At 52.4% G+C, this 21955-nt stretch carries 20 protein-coding genes and 1 other RNA gene; 9 read left to right on the top strand and 12 right to left on the bottom strand.

All coding sequences use genetic code 11. The features are described 5' to 3' along the window. Positions 1-22 precede the first annotated feature (22 nt). From BM025_RS09385 to BM025_RS09405, 5 genes are all read right to left on the bottom strand, one after another. Complete coding sequence (locus tag BM025_RS09385; protein WP_085848320.1) at positions 23-1630, bottom strand: ABC transporter ATP-binding protein; 1608 nt, start codon at positions 1628-1630, stop codon at positions 23-25. Then, complete coding sequence (locus BM025_RS09390) at positions 1627-2733, bottom strand: ABC transporter permease (RefSeq protein WP_085848319.1); 1107 nt, start codon at positions 2731-2733, stop codon at positions 1627-1629. Before BM025_RS09390 ends, BM025_RS09385 begins: the two co-directional genes overlap by 4 nt. Beyond that, positions 2730-3821 (bottom strand): microcin C ABC transporter permease YejB, encoded by a 1092-nt coding sequence (locus tag BM025_RS09395; protein WP_085848318.1) that lies wholly within the window; start codon positions 3819-3821, stop codon positions 2730-2732. Before BM025_RS09395 ends, BM025_RS09390 begins: the two co-directional genes overlap by 4 nt. A 67-nt stretch (positions 3822-3888) precedes the next feature. After that, a complete protein-coding gene (locus BM025_RS09400; protein WP_085848317.1) occupies positions 3889-5763 on the bottom strand; it encodes an extracellular solute-binding protein in 1875 nt (624 codons plus the stop codon). A gap of 209 nt (positions 5764-5972) precedes the next feature. Continuing rightward, positions 5973-6488 (bottom strand): c-type cytochrome, encoded by a 516-nt coding sequence (locus tag BM025_RS09405; RefSeq protein WP_085848316.1) that lies wholly within the window; start codon positions 6486-6488, stop codon positions 5973-5975. Between the two features lie 121 nt (positions 6489-6609). Here BM025_RS09405 and BM025_RS09410 point away from each other — a divergent pair, with 121 nt between their 5' ends. Then, on the top strand, positions 6610-7440 hold the full coding sequence (locus BM025_RS09410; RefSeq protein WP_085848315.1) for a prephenate dehydratase: 831 nt from the start codon (positions 6610-6612) through the stop codon (positions 7438-7440). A gap of 78 nt (positions 7441-7518) precedes the next feature. Here BM025_RS09410 and BM025_RS09415 read toward each other — a convergent pair whose 3' ends face one another. After that, on the bottom strand, positions 7519-7992 hold the full coding sequence (locus tag BM025_RS09415; RefSeq protein WP_085848314.1) for an SRPBCC family protein: 474 nt from the start codon (positions 7990-7992) through the stop codon (positions 7519-7521). A 25-nt stretch (positions 7993-8017) separates the two neighbouring features. Beyond that, on the bottom strand, positions 8018-8977 hold the full coding sequence (gene nudC / locus BM025_RS09420; protein ID WP_085848313.1) for an NAD(+) diphosphatase: 960 nt from the start codon (positions 8975-8977) through the stop codon (positions 8018-8020). 235 nt (positions 8978-9212) lie between these two features. On the opposite strand from nudC, the gene BM025_RS09425 reads away from it, so the two are divergent. The 6 genes from BM025_RS09425 (at position 9213) to recR (ending at position 15423) form a co-directional block, all read left to right on the top strand. Then, a complete protein-coding gene (locus BM025_RS09425; RefSeq protein ID WP_085848312.1) occupies positions 9213-11186 on the top strand; it encodes a bifunctional 2',3'-cyclic-nucleotide 2'-phosphodiesterase/3'-nucleotidase in 1974 nt (657 codons plus the stop codon). 105 nt (positions 11187-11291) lie between these two features. Continuing rightward, positions 11292-11388: signal recognition particle sRNA small type (gene ffs / locus BM025_RS09430), an RNA gene on the top strand. A 133-nt stretch (positions 11389-11521) separates the two neighbouring features. Then, positions 11522-12568, top strand: coding sequence for a ribosome small subunit-dependent GTPase A (rsgA, locus tag BM025_RS09435; protein ID WP_085848311.1), 1047 nt, complete (start codon positions 11522-11524; stop codon positions 12566-12568). A 63-nt stretch (positions 12569-12631) separates the two neighbouring features. Next, on the top strand, positions 12632-14398 hold the full coding sequence (locus BM025_RS09440; RefSeq protein ID WP_085848310.1) for a DNA polymerase III subunit gamma/tau: 1767 nt from the start codon (positions 12632-12634) through the stop codon (positions 14396-14398). A 74-nt stretch (positions 14399-14472) separates the two neighbouring features. After that, a complete protein-coding gene (locus BM025_RS09445; protein ID WP_085848309.1) occupies positions 14473-14817 on the top strand; it encodes a YbaB/EbfC family nucleoid-associated protein in 345 nt (114 codons plus the stop codon). Positions 14818-14826: 9 nt separating this feature from the next. Next, positions 14827-15423: a recombination mediator RecR gene (gene recR / locus BM025_RS09450; protein WP_085848308.1), complete on the top strand. Its 597-nt coding sequence runs from the start codon at positions 14827-14829 to the stop codon at positions 15421-15423. Between the two features lie 88 nt (positions 15424-15511). Here the strand turns inward: recR and BM025_RS09455 are convergent, their stop codons facing one another. After that, the gene (locus BM025_RS09455; RefSeq protein WP_085848307.1) at positions 15512-16249 is read right to left on the bottom strand and encodes a DUF1013 domain-containing protein; all 738 of its coding nucleotides are present in this window, start codon (positions 16247-16249) and stop codon (positions 15512-15514) included. A 137-nt stretch (positions 16250-16386) separates the two neighbouring features. On the opposite strand from BM025_RS09455, the gene BM025_RS09460 reads away from it, so the two are divergent. Next, entirely contained in the window at positions 16387-17028 is a 642-nt protein-coding gene (locus tag BM025_RS09460; protein WP_085848306.1) for a ribonuclease T2 family protein, read from the top strand. A gap of 39 nt (positions 17029-17067) precedes the next feature. On the opposite strand, the gene BM025_RS09465 is transcribed toward BM025_RS09460, so the two are convergent. Beyond that, the gene (locus tag BM025_RS09465; RefSeq protein ID WP_085848305.1) at positions 17068-18057 is read right to left on the bottom strand and encodes an NAD(P)H-quinone oxidoreductase; all 990 of its coding nucleotides are present in this window, start codon (positions 18055-18057) and stop codon (positions 17068-17070) included. Next, the gene (locus BM025_RS09470; RefSeq protein ID WP_085848304.1) at positions 18057-18791 is read right to left on the bottom strand and encodes a COQ9 family protein; all 735 of its coding nucleotides are present in this window, start codon (positions 18789-18791) and stop codon (positions 18057-18059) included. Before BM025_RS09470 ends, BM025_RS09465 begins: the two co-directional genes overlap by 1 nt. A gap of 110 nt (positions 18792-18901) precedes the next feature. Between BM025_RS09470 and rpsU the strand changes: the two genes are divergently transcribed. Next, positions 18902-19108, top strand: coding sequence for a 30S ribosomal protein S21 (gene rpsU / locus BM025_RS09475; protein ID WP_058263026.1), 207 nt, complete (start codon positions 18902-18904; stop codon positions 19106-19108). A gap of 112 nt (positions 19109-19220) precedes the next feature. Here the strand turns inward: rpsU and BM025_RS09480 are convergent, their stop codons facing one another. After that, complete coding sequence (locus BM025_RS09480; protein ID WP_085848303.1) at positions 19221-20123, bottom strand: dihydrodipicolinate synthase family protein; 903 nt, start codon at positions 20121-20123, stop codon at positions 19221-19223. 43 nt (positions 20124-20166) lie between these two features. After that, positions 20167-21906: an L-arabinonate dehydratase gene (gene araD, locus BM025_RS09485; protein WP_085848302.1), complete on the bottom strand. Its 1740-nt coding sequence runs from the start codon at positions 21904-21906 to the stop codon at positions 20167-20169. Between the last annotated feature and the right edge of the window lie 49 nt (positions 21907-21955).

Here is a 21955-nt window from a genome sequence, read left to right on the forward strand (position 1 = left end):
ACATGAACACCAAGGGCGCGGGCTAAACCCCTGCGCCCTCTTTCACATCCAAATCAAACGCTGCGGCGATCAAAGCCTGCGTATAGGGTTCGCGCGGGGCGTCAAAAATCTGTGCGGCATCTCCGGCCTCGACCACATCACCGCGTTTCATCACCAGCACTTTATGGCTCAGCGCACGTACCACACGTAGGTCGTGCGAGATGAACAAATACGCCAGCTTATGCTTGACCTGCAGATCGCGTAAAAGTTTGACGATTTGCACCTGTACTGTTTTATCAAGCGCAGATGTCGGCTCATCCAGCACCAATAGTTTTGGCCGCAACACCATCGCACGTGCGATGGCAATTCGTTGGCGTTGCCCGCCAGAAAACTCATGCGGATACCGATTGCGCGTGGCAGGATCAAGCCCAACTTCGGTCATAATTTCGTTCACGGCCGCCTCTGCCGACGCATACGCGCCAAGGCCATGCACGCCAAGCCCTTCGGCAATAATTTCACCCACATTCATACGCGGAGATAAGGATCCAAAGGGGTCTTGAAACACGATTTGCATATCGGCACGCAGGGGTCTGATTTGCTTATTCGACCACCCTTGGATATCTTGCCCAAGCACCACAACCGGTCCTTCAGAGGCAATCAAACGCATCATCGCAAGCGCCAGTGTGGTTTTGCCAGATCCACTTTCGCCCACGACGCCAACAGTTTCCCCTGCCCGCACTGTAAATTGAGCCGCATTCACCGCTTTGACATGCCCAACAGTGCGCCGCATAAAGCCGCGCTGAATGGGGAACCAAACACGCAAATTATCCGTCTGAGCAATCACTTCAGCATCTTGAGGCACCTCAATTGGATGCCCCGTGGTTTCAGCATCAAGCAGCATTTTGGTATAGGGGTGAGATGGCGCATCAAAGATATCTTTGGTCATGCCAGCTTCAACAATCACGCCATCTTTCATCACACAGACACGGTCCGCCAATTTGCGAACGATCCCAAGGTCATGGGTGATAAACAACATCGACATCCCCATAGAGGCCTGAAGGTCACGCAAAAGCGTTAATATCTGCGCTTGAATGGTGACGTCCAGCGCTGTGGTCGGCTCATCTGCAATCAACAAATCCGGTCCATTGGCCAGCGCCATAGCGATCATCACGCGCTGGCGTTGACCACCCGATAATTGATGAGGGTAATCTTTGAGACGGTTTTCAGGGTCGTGAATGCCCACTTGCATCAACAGTTCAATCACGCGCGCGCGAGCCTTTGTGCCACGCTGCCCTTGATGAACAAGCAAAATTTCAGACAGTTGCTTTTCAATTGTGTGCAGCGGGTTAAGCGATGTCATCGGCTCTTGAAAGATAAAGCTAATGGCATTGCCACGCAATTTACGCAGCTCTTTTTCAGAGGCACCACACAATTCTTGACCGTTGTATTTGATCGATCCTTCAATCACTGCACTGTCGGGCAAAAGACTGACAGACGACAAGGCCGTCACGGATTTCCCAGACCCAGATTCCCCCACCAATGCAACTGTTTCGCCTTTGCACACATCAAAGGTCACGCCTTTTACAGCAGGGCTTAACGCGCCATTTTGGTGAAACGAGACCTTGAGATTTTCAAACGACAACAGGCTCATTGGAAGGTCTTTCTGGGGTCAAATGCGTCGCGGATGCCTTCAAAAATGAAGACCAGCAACGACAACATGATCGCGTAAGTGAAAAAGGCGGTGAACCCCAACCACGGCGCTTGCAGGTTTTGTTTCGCTTGCGATGTTAACTCGCCCAGCGATGGCGATGATGTTGGCAAGCCAAAGCCCAAGAAATCAAGCGAGGCCAAAGTGCCAATTGCGCCCGTCATGATAAAGGGCAGCATTGTCACCGTGGCGACCATTGCGTTGGGCAACATATGGCGGAACATGATGGTCCAGTTCGACACGCCCAGCGCGCGCGCTGCACGAATGTATTCGAAATTGCGCGCCCGCAAAAACTCTGCGCGTACCACGCCTGTCAAGGCTGGCCAGCCGAATAAGATCGTCACAAACACCAGCAACCAAAATGATCGCCCAAGAATGGCGAACAAAATGATGATGACATAGAGCGAAGGCATCGAACTCCAGATTTCTAGCACACGTTGGAATATCAAATCAGTGCGCCCGCCAAAAAATCCCTGAATTGCGCCCGCGATAATACCAATGACCGATGATACAGTCGTCACAATCAAAGCGAACAAGATCGACAGGCGAAAACCATAGATCACACGCGCGGTCACATCGCGCTTTGTGTCGTCAGTGCCCAACCAGTTTTGTTTGGTGGGCGGTGAAGGGGCTGCGCCGGGGCCTTCGACTTGGGTGTTGAACGAATAGCGAATAGGGGGCCAAACCATCCAGCCTTTTTCAATCGGCTCGCCATTCACCACCGAATCTTTGGTGTCGGCGATGATGCCTTCTGGATCGTCAAAACAGTCTTCTAACCCGCCGGACTTGATCAAGCATTCCACTTCGGCATAGCGATAGACAGCCTCGGTTCTAAAGTCGCCGCCAAATTCGGTTTCGGGATAAAAGTTAAAGATTGGCGTGTAATAGCTGCCGCGGTATTGCACCAAGATTGGTTTGTCGTTGGCCAGAAATTCGGCGAACAGGGACAACACGAACAACACAGAAAACAAGACCAATGACCAATATGCACGGCGATTGGATTTGAAGTTGCTCAAGCGACGCTGATTGAGGGGGGAAAGTTTCATGAATCCCTCTTTTCGAAATCGATCCGTGGATCAACAAAAATATACATGAGATCAGACAAAATCCCGATAATCAGCCCGATCAGGCCAAAGAAAAACAACGTGCCAAAGATCACAGGATAGTCACGCTGTAGGGCAGCCTGAAACCCCAACCGACCGAGACCATCAAGTGAAAACAACGTTTCGATGATGACAGAACCTGAGAAAAATACGCCTAAAAATAAGGCCGGAAATCCAGCAATCACGATCAACATCGCATTGCGAAACACGTGGCCATACAAAACACGATGCTCAGACAGACCCTTGGCCCGTGCCGTGACCACATATTGTTTGCGAATTTCATCAAGGAACGAATTTTTGGTCAGCAAGGTGAGCGTCGCAAAGGATGAGATCAAAGAGGCCAAGACCGGCAAGGCAATGTGCCATGCATAATCACCGATTTTGGCGTACCAACTCAACTCTTCAAAATTCGGTGACGTCAGGCCGCGTAGTGGGAAAATCTGCCAATATGAGCCACCCGCAAAGACCACCAACAACATGATCGCAAACAAAAATCCAGGGATCGCATAAGCGACGATAATGATGGCAGAGGTCCACGTGTCAAAGCGCGACCCATCGCGCACAGCCTTGCGGATGCCCAAAGGAATAGAGATCAGATAGGAAATAAGCGTCGCCCAAAGCCCCAGAGAAATAGACACTGGCAGACGGTCCCAAACCAGTTCAAGTACACCTTCGGATTTGAAATAGCTTTCGCCAAAATCAAAACGCACGTAGTTCCACATCATGTGCAAGAACTGTTGCAATGGCGGTTTATCAAGCCCGAACTGGCGTTCCAGCTCTTCGATGAACTCAGGCGGAAGCCCGCGCGCACCTATGTATTCGGACGAAGATGTCCCTTCGCCAATCTCAACAGCCACATCGCCTGCGCCACCCGTGATGGACGAAAACACATCACCTTCGCCATTGAGGTCGGCCAAGACCTGTTCGATCGGCCCCCCCGGAACAAACTGTGTCAGCGCAAAGTTGATGACCATAATCCCAAACAAAGTCGGGATGATCAGCAACAGTCGCCGCAATATATAGGCTCCCATTTTGGGATGTCCTCCACCTGATATCGGGGCCTTGCGCCCCTGTTCTTATCTCTTGTCGATCTTTGCGTTATTTTATTGCGCCTGCAGCTTTTAGATCGGCTGCTTTGTCGGCGTTGTACCACCAGAAATCCAAATAGCCGAGCGCCAGTGGTGGGAACTGATCTGTGGGCGGATGTTCGTACATATCATAGTGAGCGACCCAGTATTCAGCGCCAAACCACGCGGGCACCACAAAGTAATCGTAGCGCATGATACGGTCAGCCGCCCGCACAACTGCGGCCATATCATCGTATGTATGTGTTTTAAGAATCTCTTCGCCCAGCACATCAATCGCAGGCGATGAGTAACCAGCGGGGTTGAAAATATCATCTACCCCGCGCGAGCCAAACTTTTGATCAAAGCTCGAATCCTCTTCAAAGGAATTCACATAGCCATCGTAGATCACATCGTAATCAAAGCTTTGAGTGCGTGCCTGATATTGGTTTGCATCCACACGATTATAGACAGCGTTCACACCCAGCGCTTGCAAGTTTTCCACATAGGGTACGATGATCCGGTCGAAATTGGGCGAATATTGTAAAAATTCGATATCAAGGGTTTCGCCCGCAGCATTGCGCAGCTTGCCATCATCACCCGGAATATACCCAGCCTCTTCCATCAAACCCAAAGCTTTACGCAGGTTTTTACGGTCCAGTGACCGATTGCCAGAGGTATGCGCCAAGGTCACAGGCTCGGTCAAAATCTCAGCGGGAATCAAGTCTTTGACGCTCTCTAGATATGCAAGCTCTTTGCCTGTTGCCACGCCTGTTGCTGCCAATTCCCCTGCATTCCAAAAGCTTTCGCGCTGTGAAAACAGCCCATATTGCAACGTGTCATTGGTCCACGTGAAATTGAACATCAGCCCCAAAGCACGGCGCACATTGCGGTCTTGTAGTTTCTCGCGGCGTAGGTTGAATAAAATCCCATAGGCGGGTGGCATTGTGCCGTTAGGCAAAGACGCTTTGGTCACCCAGCCCTGCTCCAGCGCGGGAAAATCATACCCCGTCGCCCATTGCAGGGATGAATTTTCTTGGCGAAACGTAATGTCGCCCGTTTTAAACGCTTCAAAGGCTGCGATCGTATCCCCAAAATATTCCACCCGAATGGTGTCGTAATTTTCGCGACCAACCTTAAACGGATGAGACGCGCCCCAATACTCTGGATTGCGCGTGTATTCGACCCATTCGCCTGCTTTAAACCCTGCCAACGTATAAGCGCCCGTGCCCGGTGATGTCTCATTGCGCTTTTCATCCAAACGCGCGCCAGTTTCTTCAAACCATTTCTTTTGGAATACAAGAGTGGCCCCAGCTTGTTCGATCAAACCCTTGCGCGGGATACCTGGCTGAAAGGTGTATTTCACGGTGTAGGGATCAAGAGCTTCGGCATTTTTGATCATCGCACTGACACCAACGCGCCATGACGGGGTGCCCTCTGCGATAAATTTGTTATGCGAGAACACCACGTCTTCTGCAGTCATTGGGCTGCCATCCGAAAACGTTACATCTTTGCGCAGATTGAAAATCACCCAATCTTGGCTTTCAGGGTATTCAATGGTTTCGCACAGCAAACAATATGAGGGCTGTGTGTACTCATCAGCAGTCGAGATCATCAAGCGCTCATACATTGTCGAAGACAAAGCGGCAGGGGTGCCAGACGTGGTCGCAAACGGGTTCATACTGTCAAAAGTGCCCACAGTCCCCATAGAAATCTCACCGCCTTTGGGGGCATCGGGGTTCACATAGTCCAAATGTTCGATTGTGCCTGCATATTTTGCATCCCCCCAGTCCGAAAACCAAGTCGCGACAATCGTATCTGTATCTTCTGCCAATGCGCTTGTGGCGCTGACAATCATCGAACAAGACAAAGCCGCGGCAAGAAAACGACGCTGAGACAATTGAAACATGCAAAACCTCCGTTGGGGTGTGAGCTGATTACCCTTTATCCACAATGTGATCTGGTTTTGCACGTCTTCCAACACCCAAATTGCACAGTTGTGAAGAAAGCGTGACGAAACGTGAAGCCAGAGGCAAATGAGCCGATAGATTTTGCCAAAAAGAAACCCTCACCGGCAGCACCGATGAGGGTCAAACTTTAAAGGCAGGCGTATGTGTTTTAGCCGCCAATGGATTGCAGATAGGCAATCACATCTGCGCGGTCTCCAACTTTCTTGAACCCAGCAAATGTCATTTTCGTACCAGGCGCAAAGCCTTTTGGTTTTTCCAAGAAGTGGTTCAGCGCTTCGGCTGTCCATGTGCCTTCAAGTTCAGTCAAGATACCGGAGTACCCAAAGCCAGCAACAGAGCCGATGTCGCGATCAAATGATCCATTCAGATGCGGACCAGTTTTATCGTTGCCATCAACAGCGTGGCAAGCCGCACATTTTTTGCCAAAGATGTTTTCACCAGATGCAGGATCAGCCGCAGCAAGAATCGGGCCGAAGTCAACGACTGCAACCTCTTCTTCTGCACCAGCACCCGCGTCATCGACTTCGATAACGTAGGCCTGCTCACCACCATGGCCACCGCCAGTATGGTAGATTGACTCCGCAGCCCAAGAGCCAAAGAGGAAAAACAAAAAGGTGCCGCAAATAGCTGCAACGCCTTTGGTCAGGGTCATAGTGTCGAACATGTCGCGTTCCGTGTATGTACATCAGTTGAGGGTATCTACCCGTTTCCCTCACTACTTTTCAAGGTATAAGACCCGCGACCAAACGACATACTGCAAAAACTTAGTTAAAATGGGGACTCACATGGCCGCACGTATCGCTTTTCAAGGAGAACTTGGTGCCTATTCGCATCAAGCCTGCGTGGAGACTCGCCCAGATTTTGATCCCCTGCCCTGCCCAACCTTTGAAGATGCACTCGAAGCTGTCCATTCTGGCGAGGCTGAACTGGGCATGATCGCCGTTGAGAATTCGACCTATGGCCGCGTGCAAGACGTCTATCATTTGCTGCCCAAAGCCGGCTTGCACATCATCCAAGAGACCTTTGTACGGGTGCATGTAAACCTTTTGGGCCTTCCCGGCGCCAAACTTGACGATATCACCCACGCCCATGGTCATCCGGTTATCCTGCCCCAATGTGGCAAATTCTTACGCGATCACAACATCAAAGGCGTGACCAGTTCCGACAATGCCCGCGCTGCGCGTGATGTCGCCTCTGGAGGCGATAAAACCCAAGGTGCGCTGGCATCAGAATTGGCCGCAAAACTATACGGGCTTGAGGTTATCGCCCCAAAGATCGAAGATCACAAACTGAACACAACACGTTTTCTGGTCATGTCACGAGATGCAGATCACACACGTCGCTCTGATAAAATGGTCACGGCATTCATGTTCCGCGTGCGCAACATCCCAGCCGCGCTCTACAAAGCTATGGGCGGATTTGCCACAAATGGCGTAAACATGACGAAACTTGAAAGCTACATGGTTGATGGTGTGTTCACTGCGACTCAGTTTTATGCTGACATCGAGGGACATCCTGACGATGAAAACGTCAAACTGGCGATGGATGAGCTTGGGTATTTCACAGAAATGGTGGAAATTTTAGGCGTCTATCCAGCCGATCCAAGACGCTCGTAGCTTGCGTCAAATCAAATCACAGGCGTGCTTTTGAAAAGCGCCCGTGTTTCAAAGGTAGCGGCCCTAATGTCGGTGCCTTTAGGCTATTTTTCTCGCCTCATAGCGCGCGCCAATGACCTCGCTAAATTTACCCACACGCTTATCAAACCGACGCTGCAACGATGCTTTCGCAAATTTCACCGATTGAACCAAAATACGAGCAGACAGCGTTTGCGGGCGTACATCATATCCAAGCATGATACGGGTCCGCACTGACGACAAAGGCACCAAATCGATACTCAGCGTCATATCCAGACCACCAGACTTAGCGCATGCCACCAATACATTAGGCGAATCAAATTCAGCAATACGCGCATCAATATCGCGCCATTTACCACGAAACGGCGCGCGCAAGACCCAAGCGGCCCCAATACCACGAGGCTGCATTGGATTTTTGCGGCGCACTTCGATACCACGGCGCATCGCCTGCCGTTCGAGCCCATCAAAATCAGACATCTGCGCGAATACAAAATCCGCAGGTGCTTCAATATCTTGGCGGGTCGAAAACTTCATGGCAAATCACCTAATACATATTACTTCAGATGTTATCGGCGCAAACTGACTTATCCGCAAGCCACAGAGCCAAGAGAAAATGCGCAATTGTCCCATCGCGGGCAGGCAAAATTGTTGGATGAGTGCCCGCCATAATCTGTGCACAGCCCTCTTTTGTCAGCCAAAGCGCATCGGCCAACTCGGTTTTGTCGATGGTAATATCATGTGATAATGCTTCGCCGCGACACCCAATCATCAAGGATGAGGGGAAAGGCCAAGGTTGACTGGCCATATATGACACCGCTCCCACACGAATATTCGCCTCCTCCAGTACTTCACGACGCACAGCAGCTTCAATCGGCTCGCCCGGCTCAACAAACCCCGCAAGCAGTGAATACATACCTTCGGGGAAATGAGGGCTACGCCCCAGCAGCACGGAATTGCCATGGGTGATCAACATAATCACCACAGGATCAGTGCGCGGGTAATGAGGCGTGGCACAGGTGGGACAATCACGCTGCCAGCCACCAGCGGCAGCTTCACTTTGCACGCCGCACGCAGAGCAAAACTTATGAGTTTTATGCCAACCAAGAATCGCACGCCCTGTGGCGGCCATTTCTGCCTCTAACGGGCTGAGTTTGGTCATCACCACTTTAAGATCACAGAACGCCATGCTTGGCGTACTGACATGACGTTGCACAGTGACGTCAAATAAGTCGCCTGATGCAGGAAACTCATCGCTGATGGAGGCACTTGAAACATCGGCGGCAAACAAGGGCACACCAGCATCATCCAGCCCCAAGAAAATGACAGTATCCATTTGAGCCAGCAAAGGATGATTCCGCTGCAACAGCGCAAGTCCGCCATCATCATCAATCAACGGCTTCAGAGACCAAAATGGGATAAACCGAGCAGCTTTCGTGCTTTGTAAGCTCTCTGAATTTTTTCTGAGATCTTCTCTACGGCTCAAGGTTCCTGCTGCAAAAGCCATCGATTCTAGTTTCATTTTTATACCTTTCGCCGCCCAAGACTTACTCGGCGCATTTCAAATCAAATTTCGCAGCGCCACCCGTTGCGAATGTGTAACATTTTCGAGCCAACTCAACCAAAAGTTGCAAATAGACCTCAGAAGCAACCTAGAGGGTTTAAAATACGTCAGGCATGGTTAAAGTTCCTGTGTCATCTATCTGTCGCGCGCTTCGGTCACACTCTCAACAAACAGACCAAAGATCGAGGGCGCAATGGCACAGCATGTTAATATAACCCGCAGGACATTTTTGTCCCAAACCATCACAGGGACTGCCTTGATTGCATTACATCCCTTTTCCGCACGCGCAGGAACAAATCAAGCCCATTTGCGCATAATGGAAACGACGGACCTTCACGTCCACGTGTTTCCATACGATTATTATGCTGACCGCCCCTCAGATGCTGTAGGTCTGGCGCGCACGGCCGCTCATATAAATAACGTGCGTGCCCAAGCGCACAACTCGATTTTGGTCGACAATGGCGATCTTTTGCAGGGCAATCCAATGGGGGATTATATTGCTTACGAGCGGGGCATGAAAGACGGCGATCTGCACCCGATCATCGCAGCGATGAACACGATTGGATTTGACGTATCGACACTGGGTAACCACGAATTCAACTACGGCCTTGATTTCTTACTTAAATCGCTAAACGGTGCAAACTTTCCGATTGTATCGGCTAACGTCGTCAAAGAAATGGGGCGCACGCCGCTTGCAGACACAACACTGATTAAACCGTATGTGATTCTTGACCGCGAGATCACCGATGGAACGGGGCAAAAGCACCCGATCAAAATCGGCCTGATCGGATTTGTCCCACCCCAAATAATGACTTGGGATCGTCGCCATCTAGAAGGCAACGTGCAAGTGCGCGACATCGTTGACACCGCCCGCGCCTATATTCCCGAGATGAAAGAAAAGGGCGCAGACCTAATTATCGCGCTCAATCATTCTGGCATTAGCGCGGCAAAACACACCGAAGGCATGGAAAATGCCAGTGTCCCGCTTGCCGAACTTGATGGCATTGACGCGCTGGTCACAGGGCATTCCCATCTCGTTTTCCCCTCACCCGCGTTCGATGGCATGGCAGGTGTCGATGCTAAAAACGGGCTAATCCACGGGAAACCGACGACAATGGGCGGATTTTGGGGGTCTCATCTTGGTTTGATTGACCTGATGATTGAGCGCGACGGTACCGAGTGGCGAGTTGTCACATCGACGGTTGAAACACGGCCCATTTCAGAGCGCAACGATGAAGGCGCGCTCGTTCCTTTGGTGGAAAGTGACACTGCCGTTGTGGCCTCTGTCGCCAAAGCCCATGATGAAACCTTGGCCTATGTGCGACGTGCTGTTGGCAAAACGGCCACCCCTTTGCATTCATATTTCGCATTGGTTGCGGATGATCCCAGTGTGCAAATCGTATCGAATGCACAGCTTTGGTATCTCAACGATATGCTCAAAGGCACCATTCACGACGGACTGCCCTTGCTGTCCGCAGCCGCACCATTCAAAGCGGGTGGGCGAGCAGGGCCAGACTATTTCACGGATGTAGCCCCTGGAAAAGTGGCGATCAAAAATGTGGCCGATCTGTACCTTTATCCCAATACCATTCGTGCTGTGCGCATCAACGGTGCCCAACTCAAGGGCTGGCTTGAACGCTCTGCCGGCATATTCTTGCAAGTCAAAGTGGGTGGGCAAGATCGCCCCCTCATCAATCCCGATTTTCCATCTTACAACTTTGATATCATCGACGGTGTCACCTATAAAATTGATGTCAGTCAGCCCCCTCGGTTTGCCCCCAAGGGCGAACTGATGAATGCTACAGCCACGCGCATCATAGACCTCGCCTATCAGGGCACACCTGTGACAGATAACATGGAATTCATCGTGGCCACCAACAACTACCGCGCTGGCGGCGGTGGCAGTTTTCCGGGTGCAGATGGATCAACGATCATCTTTGAGGGCCCTGACACCAACCGCGACATCATTGTACGTTACATCGTTGAACAAGGCACGGTTGACCCAAAAGCCGACAACAACTGGACGTTCGCCCCCTTGGAAAACACAACGGTTCTGTTTGATACGGGCCCCAATGCCATCAAACACTTGAATGAATTGACCAGCATTCAAGTTGAACCCGCAGGTGAAGGCCCAAACGGCTTTGCACGGTTTCGTATTTCACTTTAGTCCCATATTTCGCAACGATTTCGGCCTAAAGCTCCGCAAATACGCTAAAACAGATTTCGCGCCACCCTCTTGCGAATCCGCTAAATGTCACTTATGTGGTGCCTTGAGAGGTTGGCGCGGGCGAGCGCCTCGCCAACCCGGTCAGATCCGGAAGGAAGCAGCCGCAACGAGTCCCGTTTGGGTCGCTGTCCAGCCTCTCACCTATCCCCAATAAAAGCGCTAACAACCATCGTACAAATGCCACGACCAGAATCCGTTTTGCCCTTGCGTGCGCTTGCCCCTTGCCGTGCGCGCCTTGCTGCGCATTATGGCCTCATGATCAAAAGAAAATCAGTATGACTCCGTTCTTTGAAGCTCTCGGCTGGTCCGAGCAATTTTTGGCGCAAATGAGCGACAGTGACATCGAAACTCTGACGCCAGTGCGTCTCACCGAAGTGCGCCGCAATCGTGTGATTGGGCTTGATGCGCAAAACGAGCGTGTTGATTTGGCACTGTCCGGCGACAATGTAGCCACCGATATGGCAGTTGGGGATTTTGTACTCAGCGATGGCCAACGCCTTGTGCGGGTGCTGAGCCGCAAGTCTGTCATCTCTCGTAAAGCGGCGGGGCATACCTCGCAAGCACAGCTTATTGCCGCCAATATCGACACCTTGTTTATTGTCACGTCGTGCAACGCAGACTTCAACGAAGCCCGCCTTGAGCGCTATGTTGCCTTGGCGATCGAGGCCGAAACCAACCCTGTGATTGTCATGACCAAAGCGGATATGTCTTTGGGTGATCCACAAAGTTACATTGACCGCGCCCATGCCATTTCAGACCGCGTCACGGCGCTGGCCCTGAATTCAAAAGACCCGAATGATGTCGCAAAACTGAACGAATGGTGCGGACCGGGGCAAACCGTTGCACTGGTTGGTTCATCTGGGGTTGGCAAATCCACCATCGGGCGCACCCTAACGGGCGAAGACCTATTGACTGCTGACATCCGAGAAGACGACGCAAAGGGACGCCATACAACAACAGCGCGCTCAATGCACTTGATGCACGCAGGCGGCTGGATGATCGACACCCCGGGGATGCGCGAGCTTGCTTTGCATGATGCCGCCGCTGGGATTGCGACCTTGTTTGAAGACATCACGGATTTGATCACAGAATGTAAGTTCTCTGATTGCCAACATAAAACCGAACCGGGCTGTGCCATTCTTGCGGCAATCGACGCTGGCACTTTATCGCACGATCGCCTGAACCGTTGGCAAAAATTGCGCGATGAAGATGCGACAAACACTGGGACCATTGCGACAGCCAAAGAGCGTGGGCGCAAGTTCAGCAAGGTAAAACGCACAGCTTTCAAAGCAAAACGTGTGCGGCGCGGCGAGATCGAGTAAACCAAGGTTGCGACTTGGCCCCTGCCCGCATACCTTAACCCCAAGAGATTGAGGGATCACAACATGACCGAGACGAACACAGGCTATAAGGTTCTGGCGCGAAAATATCGCCCTGAAACCTTTGCGGATCTTGTTGGCCAAGACGCCATGGTGCGCACGCTGAAAAACGCGTTTGAAGCTGATCGAATCGCACAAGCATTTATCATGACCGGCATTCGTGGCACGGGCAAAACCACCACCGCGCGGATCATCGCAAAGGGACTGAATTGCATTGGCCCTGATGGAAAAGGCGAACCGACAACACAACCTTGTGGACAGTGTAAGCCCTGCATCGGCATCTCCGAGGGGCGGTTCTTTGATGTGCTTGAAATTGATGCCGCGTCCTCAACCGGCGTCGACAACATCCGTGAATTGAATTCCATGGCCCGCACCCGCCCTGCCGAGGGGCGCTATAAGATTTTCATCATCGATGAGGTGCACATGTTGTCGACAGCGGCGTTCAACGCGCTGCTGAAAACGCTTGAAGAACCCATGGCTCACACGAAATTCATCATGGCCACGACCGAAATTCGCAAAGTGCCTGTGACTGTTCTCTCCCGCTGCCAACGCTTTGATTTGCGCCGGATTGAACCCGAAGTAATGATTGCCATGCTGCGCAGAATTGCAACGGCAGAGAATGGCGAAATCAGCGACGAAGCCCTTGCGTTGATCACACGCGCTTCAGAAGGTTCGGCCCGCGATGCGCAATCCTTGCTCGACCAAGCCATTTCCCACGGCGCGGGAGAAACCACGGTGGAACAAGTGCGCGCCATGTTGGGCCTTGCCGATCGAGGCCGGGTGTTGGACCTGTTCGATATGATTATGGCTGGCGATGCGGCAGGCGCTTTGGAAGAAATTGGTGGGCAATATGCCGATGGTGCTGATCCTTTGGCGGTGATGCGCGATTTGGCTGATATCACCCATTGGGTATCCGTGATTAAAATCACGCCAAATGCCGCGGATGACCCCACCATTGGCCCAGACGAGCGCACGCGTGGGCTGACCATGGCGGAAAAAATTCCAATGCGGGTATTGTCACGCATGTGGCAAATGCTGCTCAAGGCATTGGAAGAAATTGCAGCGTCCCCCAACGCGATGATGGCCGCTGAAATGGCTGTGATCCGCCTGACCCATGTGGCCGACCTGCCGATGCCTGATGATTTGGTACGCAAGCTTAATGAACAAAATCCGCCTCCACGCCCCCCTTCCGGTGGTGGTAGCGGTGGCTCACATGCTGGCGGCGGATCTGTCACTGCGTCGGGCCAATCTATGTCTGGCGGGCAAATCACCCACGGTGCGACCATGGTAAGTGGTGCTGCCACAGCTTTAGCTGTTGCACCTGATGAATCACTCGCCCGCTATGGTCGGTTTGAAGATGTCGTCGAATTGGTCCGCCATCACCGCGATGCCAAGCTGCTGATTGAGATCGAAAACCATGTGAGGCTGGCCAAATTTTCCCCCGGTCGGATCGAATTCGAACCCGCCCATGACGCGCCCCAAGATTTGGCTGCGCGCCTTGCCAGCCGATTGCACGCCTTTACGGGTGTGCGCTGGGGCGTCACAATTGCGAAAGCCCCCGAGGGCACCAAAACAATTTTTGAGGTCAATAACGCAGCCAAGATCGCGCTAGAGGCACAGGCCCGTGCGCATCCGATTGTGGCTAAGGTGTTTGAGCTGTTCCCAGATGCTAAAATTGCCAAAATTCGCACGCCTGAAGCGATTGCGCTTGAGGCTGCCGCAGACGCGCTACCCGAGGTCGAGGACGAATGGGATCCTTTTGAAGACGACTAACAGCGCAAAACATACGGTTGAAACCCTGTTTTTGAGATCATATCTCACAGAGGATTTAGAATAAGGAGAGCGATATGCTCAAAGGACTTAGTGGGCTTGGCGATATGGCCGGCATGATGAAAAAAGCACAACAAATGCAGCAAGATATGGCTGACATGCAAGAGCAGTTGGAAAACGTGACTGTTGTTGGTGAAAGCGGTGCAGGACTTGTTAAAGCGACAGCAAACGCCAAAGGCAATCTGACTGCGCTTGATATTGATCCATCGATTTTTCACCCAGACGAGAAAGAAGTGGTCGAGGATTTGATTTTGGCCGCTATCAAAGACGCCCAAGCCAAAGCATCCGCCAAAGCGCAATCTGAAATGACAAAAATCACCGAAGGTCTTGGGCTTCCGGCTGATTTCAAAATGCCGTTTTAAGGCGCAGAAATGGACGCGGGCAGAAAAGACATTGATGCGCTGATCGACCTGATGGCCAAGCTGCCAGGCCTTGGGCCGCGCTCTGCCCGCCGTGCCGTTTTGCACCTAATCAAAAAACGTGAACGATTGATGAGCCCACTGGCAGATGCCATGAAGTCCGTGGCGGAAAACGCCCGCGAATGTGTGAAATGCGGTAATATCGGCACTGGCACGATTTGCGACATCTGCGCCTCTGAAAAGCGCGCCACAGGTGAGATTTGCATCGTTGAAGACGTGGCCGATCTGTGGGCGATGGAACGCGCTGCGGTGTTTCGTGGGCGTTATCATGTTCTTGGCGGCACGCTATCGGCGCTTGATGCCATTGGCCCCGAAGAACTGCGTATTCCGCTGCTGATCAGTCGTGTGCGCGACGAGGGCGTGACTGAAATCATTCTCGCACTCAACGCCACGATCGATGGCCAGACCACAGCGCATTACATTGCGGATGAACTGGCGGGTGCCTGCACCGTGACATCCCTAGCCCAAGGTGTGCCGATTGGTGGCGAACTGGATTATCTGGATGATGGGACAATCACAGCGGCCTTGAACGCCCGCAAAGGGTTTTAGGCGCACGGCCACAAGTTCAAGCGAACCGCCCCAAAATGCAAAAAGCCCACCAAATTGGCAGGCTTTTCAATATTATATGCTGGCGCATTTAGTCTTTGTCGTCATCACTGTCAGGCAAGTTAAAGAAGCTGTCTGCGTCGGGCAGTGGCGCTTCTTTTTCGTCATCAGAATTGTTACCCAAAGTGAACGCTTCGAGACCTGAGATTGCTGTTGGGATACGTGGCTCTGCATCCATGCCCAAAGATTGCTCTGTAGACAACAATTTGCGGCGCTCATCGTCTGACATCGCATTGCCTTCGGCAGCGCGTTTGGCGGCAGCTTTTTGCACAGCAGCATCCAATTCGGATTGTTTACACAACCCCAAAGCAACCGGATCAATCGGCTGCATGTTGTTGATGTTCCAGTGCGTGCGCTCTCGGATCGCTTGGATCGTTGGCTTGGTTGTACCAACAAGTTTGGTGATTTGAGCGTCAGCCAATTCAGGATGGAATTTCACCAACCACAAAATTGAATTCGGGCGATCTTGGCGTTTCGACAAAGGCGTATAGCGTGGACCACGACGTTTTTCTTCACCAGACGCCGCTGGGTTGAATTTCAACGCCAAACGCGACATCGGATCTGCTTCGGCTTTGGTGATCTCGTCTTGCGTCAGTTGGTTGTTGGCAATCGGGTCAAAGCCCTTAACGCCAACTGCCACATCGCCATCTGCAATGCCTTGGACCTCAAGCTCGTGCAGGCCACAAAAGGCTGCGATCTGAACAAAGCTGAGTGTCGTGTTGTCGACGAGCCATACAGCTGTGGCTTTCGCCATAATAGGTTTTGCCATGGATACTCTCCTTGAATACATAGGCCCAGATACAACTTCTCCGTCGCCTGAAAAGGCTTTCCCAGAGCGGGACGGTTCACATTGTGGGGGGAACTTGAAGATTGTATACTGCGGATCAATGTCAGAGGAAAGAGAAAATGCGTAAAACAACTGTTACTGGGCTCACGCTTGCCGGTATGATGGCCGCCACATCTGTTTTCGCTGATGGCGAACCCGCCGGAGATTTCGACTATTACGTGTTGGCAATGTCGTGGTCGCCCACGTGGTGCGCACTTGAAGGCGATGACCGCAATTCTCCACAATGCGACAGAAATCTTGGCTGGGTGTTACACGGACTTTGGCCGCAATATGAAAACGGCTGGCCGTCTTATTGCCATACGTCCGAGCGCGATCCAAGCAAGCAGCAAACAGCCGCAATGGAAGACATCATGGGCACGGATGGCGCTGCTTGGTATCAGTGGAAAAAACATGGCCGCTGTGCGGGGTTGCCTGCGCAAGAGTATTTGGACACAGCACGCAAAGCCTATGACAACGTGACGCGCCCAGCTGCGTTTCGCAATTTAGGCAAAGACGTGTTGGTCCCTGCATCCGTTGTGGAACAAGCGTTTATGGGCACCAACGTTGGGCTTGACCGCGATGAGATCACTGTGACGTGCAAAGACAATCGTATTCAAGAAGTGCGCATTTGCCTGTCTAAAGATCTTGAACCGCGCACCTGCGGGCAAGACACGATCCGCGATTGCACGCTTGATAAAGCGCGTTTGGACAAAATCGACTAAAGTCGATGAAGGGCGGCGAGCATATCTAAGGTTTGCCGCCTAACCGACTTTCAACACAATTTTGCCGATATGCGCATTGGTTTCCATCAGTGCATGCGCCTGCGCGGCATCGGCAAGTGCAAACTCGCTGTGCATCACGGGGCCGACTTGCCCAGCCTCAATCAACGGCCAAACCTGTGCCAACAGCGCTTCGGCGATTTTTGCTTTGGCTACGACAGATTGCGGACGCAAAGTCGATCCCGTGACTGTCAAACGCTTGGCCATCACCAGCGCGAAATTGATCTCAACTTTTGAACCTGTCAGAAATGCGATATTCACCAAGCGCCCATCAGGACTAAGCGTTTTGATATTGCGCGCAATGTAATCGCCACCCACCATATCCAAAATCATATTTGCGCCGCCTTCTGTCTTCAGCACATCGACGAAATCTTCATTGCGGTAATTGATCGCCAGATCTGCCCCAAGTCCAATGCAGGCTTCACATTTTTCATCTGATCCAGCGGTCGCAAACACACGCGCACCAAAGGCGCGCGCCAGTTGGATCGCCGTCGTGCCAATGCCAGATGATCCACCATGAACCAAAAACCGCTCGCCCGCTTTCAAGCCACCGCGCATGAAAACGTTACTCCAAACCGTGAAAAACGTCTCAGGTAAACAAGCTGCCTCTTTGAGCGACAGTCCTTTGGGAACAGGCAAAGCATGCATGGCAGGCGTGGCAACATATTCGGCATATCCACCACCGGGTAGCAATGCGCAGACTTCGTCACCAACACACCAATCCGATACAGCACCGCCACAGGCCACAACTGTACCAGAGCACTCAAGCCCAAGTAAATCTGATGCCCCTGCAGGCGGATCATACAGGCCAGCGCGTTGCAATGCATCGGGGCGGTTCACGCCAGCGTAGGCAACTTTGATCACAATTTCATCGGCTTGCGGCACTGGCACTGGGCGCACGCAAAGTCGCAGCACATCTGGCCCGCCAGCTTGTGTGATTTCGACGGCGGTCATTGAAAGGGGCAAAGACATCAGTGGCTTTCTGTTTGATGAGACGTTTTTGAGTTGGATGCAGTGCCAGATTTTGTGCCCGGCACATCATCACGACGCACGCCTGCTGGCGCTTTAATCGTTCCTAAAATCGCATTGGGCAATGCAAAAAGCGCTGACAAAGCTTTGTTATCACGCACACCAGCTTTGGCTTTCTCAAACGACATCACATCATCGATACGCCGATCAAGGAAAGCTTTTGTATCGCTGAACCCTTCGCTGTCATCCCCCAGCCAAAACAAGACTGTCGATGTGAATACCGCAGACAATGTCGCGCGTTTTGTGTACCAATTCACATCGTCCGATGTGTCACCTAAAGCATTCCAAATTGCATCAGCCGTTTCCCAAACCAAACGTACGCCCTCGGGCGCGCAGTAGGGCAATGAGAACAGTGTCATGCCACGACGCACAACTTCGCGGTCTACCGCAGCAATGCGCAACCAAACGGCATGAGCGATCTTATCACGAAACCGCATCGTGCTCATGTCAGCGTCGTCAAGCGCCGCGATCATCGCGCGGTCCCCGCCTTTATGATATGCTGCAGCCAAATCAATCGATCCGCGCGGCGCCGCGACACGCGCCATTTGCTCAGGCACCCCCGAATCAGCCACGGCGGCCTTGAACGTTTGCGGCCCCCAGCCATCGAAAACGACATGGGGAATCGCAGCTTCGACCAGTTTTTCACGGGTTGAATCGGGGTAAGCGGTGCTTTGCATCGGATCTCTCCTTTTGGGCCTATGCACATGGTAGACAAGCTAGCGCGGCTTTGCTATAGGGCGATCTCCTGCAATTCATGCAAATCTAACTAGGAAGGTGGTGACACCACATGCAGGTTAGCGTTCGCGACAACAATGTCGATCAAGCTCTCCGTGCCCTGAAGAAAAAACTTCAGCGCGAAGGCGTTTTCCGTGAAATGAAGCTTAAGCAACATTTCGAGAAACCCTCCGTCAAAAAAGCACGCGAGAAAGCCGAAGCAGTCCGCCGTGCTCGCAAGTTGGCTCGTAAAAAAGCTCAACGCGAAGGCATGCTCTAGGATCGCTTTGATCTGACGTGCGAATGGTCTTTTCTTAAAGACATATAAAAATAAAAACCCCCGATGTTCAGGCATCGGGGGTTTTTTATAGCGTATTCAAGATGCGTTTCGTTCATGGCCTGCAAAGCGAATTTGCCCACATAAATCCATCAAGGCGCGCTTGCTGTGCATCCGTCAACGGCCAAGCGGATGGCGGGCGCGTGGGACCACAATCGATCCCTTGGGCCAAAAGCGCCGCTTTGACGCCTGTCACATTTGTCCCGTTAAATTCTTCGGCGCGGATATCTTCAAACGCTTGCATATCTGCGATCAAAGCGTTGGCTGTAACATAATCACCCGCATCTAAACTTGCGTGAATAGCCACAGAGCGCTCAGGCCAAACATTGATCAAACCCGACGTAAAACCACGCGCCCCAACCGCATAAAGCGCGGGAGCCCAAATCTCGGCCAAGCCCCCGACCCAAACAATATCAGGGTCGCAAGCCTTTATCGCTGCCGCCAATTTCAGCGGATTTGGCGTGGCCCATTTGACGCCTTTGACACCGGGAATGGCACATAGATCGGCAATCGCATCGGTCCCAATTGCGTCATTGCGCAAGTACAGCATCATCGGCAAACCTGCCGCATCAGACACCGCTTTGATATAATCCACAGTGCCACGCGGGCTGACAAAAGGGTCTGGGGGCTGATGTATCATCAAGGCTGCAGCGCCAGCATCGGCACTGGCTTTCGCCAAACGACAAGCATCGCGCACGCCTCGTCCAACACCCGCCAAAAGCGGTGCGCGCCCATCGACCAACTCAGCCACTTCAGACACCATTGTGCAGGCTTCATCAGTCGTCAGCGCGTAAAATTCACCTGTGTTGCCATTCACAACAGGCATATGCAGTCCAGCGCCCAGCGCACGATCAATAATTGGCGCAAGCTTTTGTGGCGCAACGTCCCCCGCAACGTCATACGGGGTGACAAGAATACCAGAGATGCCACGCAGGGCGGTATCGAGATCAAGAGACATACTGTCTTTCCTTTGCCTTCAAACTACAACAGGGCTTTGGGTTTTAAAAAATATCAGGTTCCGAAGCAGCCGCCCCAAAATCGCGTTGCAGATAATCGAAATCGCAGCCCGTATCTGCTTGACCTACATGCTTGGAATACATCCAACCCCAGCCACGCTCAAATTTTGGTTCAGGGGCGACCCAGGCCGCTCGACGACGGGTAATTTCAGAGTCATCCACCAACATATCCAAGCGACGATTTTCTAAATCCAATCGTACAATGTCGCCTGTTTTCAGCAATGCCAACGGCCCTCCAACATAGCTTTCAGGTGCGACATGCAGCACGCAAGCCCCATAAGATGTCCCCGACATGCGCGCGTCAGAAATACGCAACATATCGCGGTACCCTTGTTTGATCAGCGCCTTGGGTATCGGCAGCATTCCCCATTCAGGCATCCCTGGCCCACCCTGAGGCCCGGCATTGCGCAAGACCAGAACGGTGTCTGGCGTCACCTCAAGATCTTCATCTTCGATGGCGGCTTTCATGTCTGGATAGCTATCAAAGACCAGTGCAGGGCCTTGGTGCTGGTAATATATCGGATCACAGGCCGCAGGCTTGATCACAGCCCCATTAGGGCAAAGATTGCCGCGCAACACGGCAAGTGAACCTTCTTTATAGACGGGATTGGACAAAGGCCGGATCACGTCATCATTATACACAACCGCGTCTTTTAAGTTTTCACCCACAGTTTTGCCCGTGACCGTCATACAAGATGTGTCCAGTAAGCTCGCCATTTGCGCCATCAAAGCGCGCAGCCCGCCAGCGTAAAAGAAATCTTCCATCAAATAGTCTTTACCAGAAGGGCGGACATTCGCGATCAACGGCGTCGTACGCCCCAACGCATCGAGATCATCCAGCGTCAACGCCACACCTGCACGGCGCGCCATTGCGATCAAATGCACGACCGCATTGGTTGAGCACCCCGTTGCCATAGCCACAAGAGCGGCATTTCGCACAGACGCCTCAGTGACGATCACGTCAGGCGTCATATCTTCCCACACCATATCAACGATACGGCGACCGCAATCTGCGCCCATACGTTGGTGGCCAGAATCAGCCGCCGGAATCGATGATGCACCAGGCATGGTCAGACCCATCGCATCCGCAATAGCTGTCATGGTCGAGGCCGTGCCCATGGTCATACACGTCCCAGCGGATCGCGCGATACCGCCCTGCACGCCTGTCCATTCCGCATCCGATATATTGCCTGCGCGGCGTTCATCCCAGTATTTCCAAGCATCGGACCCTGACCCAAGCACCTGCCCCGCATAATTTCCGCGCAGCATCGGCCCAGCTGGCAGGTAAATCATCGGCAGCCCCGCCGTGATCGCCCCCATCACCAATCCAGGTGTGGACTTATCACAGCCGCCCATCAACACCACGCCATCTAGCGGATGTGAGTGGATGTTTTCTTCAACTTCCATAGCCAGCATATTGCGGTAGAGCATTGAAGTGGGTTTGGTAAATGTCTCATCGACAGACAGCGTTGGCAATTCGACAGGGAATCCGCCAGCTTGAAGAATACCGCGCTTCACATCTTTGACCCGTTCGGGAAAATGGCTGTGACACGCATTCAGTTCTGACCACGTATTGAGGATTCCGATCATCGGACGTCCCATATAGTCGGCCTCAGAGTACCCCAACTGCATCATACGCGACCTATGACCAAAGCTGCGCAAATCATCAGGCGCAAACCAACGCGCACTGCGCAAGGTGTCAGGCGTTTTTCGCGTTTGATCCAAGGTAGGTATCCTTCATGTTTTTACTTTATGTATGCGCATACATATCACC

Origin of the sequence: Pacificibacter marinus (assembly GCF_900109555.1) — a bacterium.
Classification (GTDB): domain Bacteria; phylum Pseudomonadota; class Alphaproteobacteria; order Rhodobacterales; family Rhodobacteraceae; genus Celeribacter; species Celeribacter marinus_C.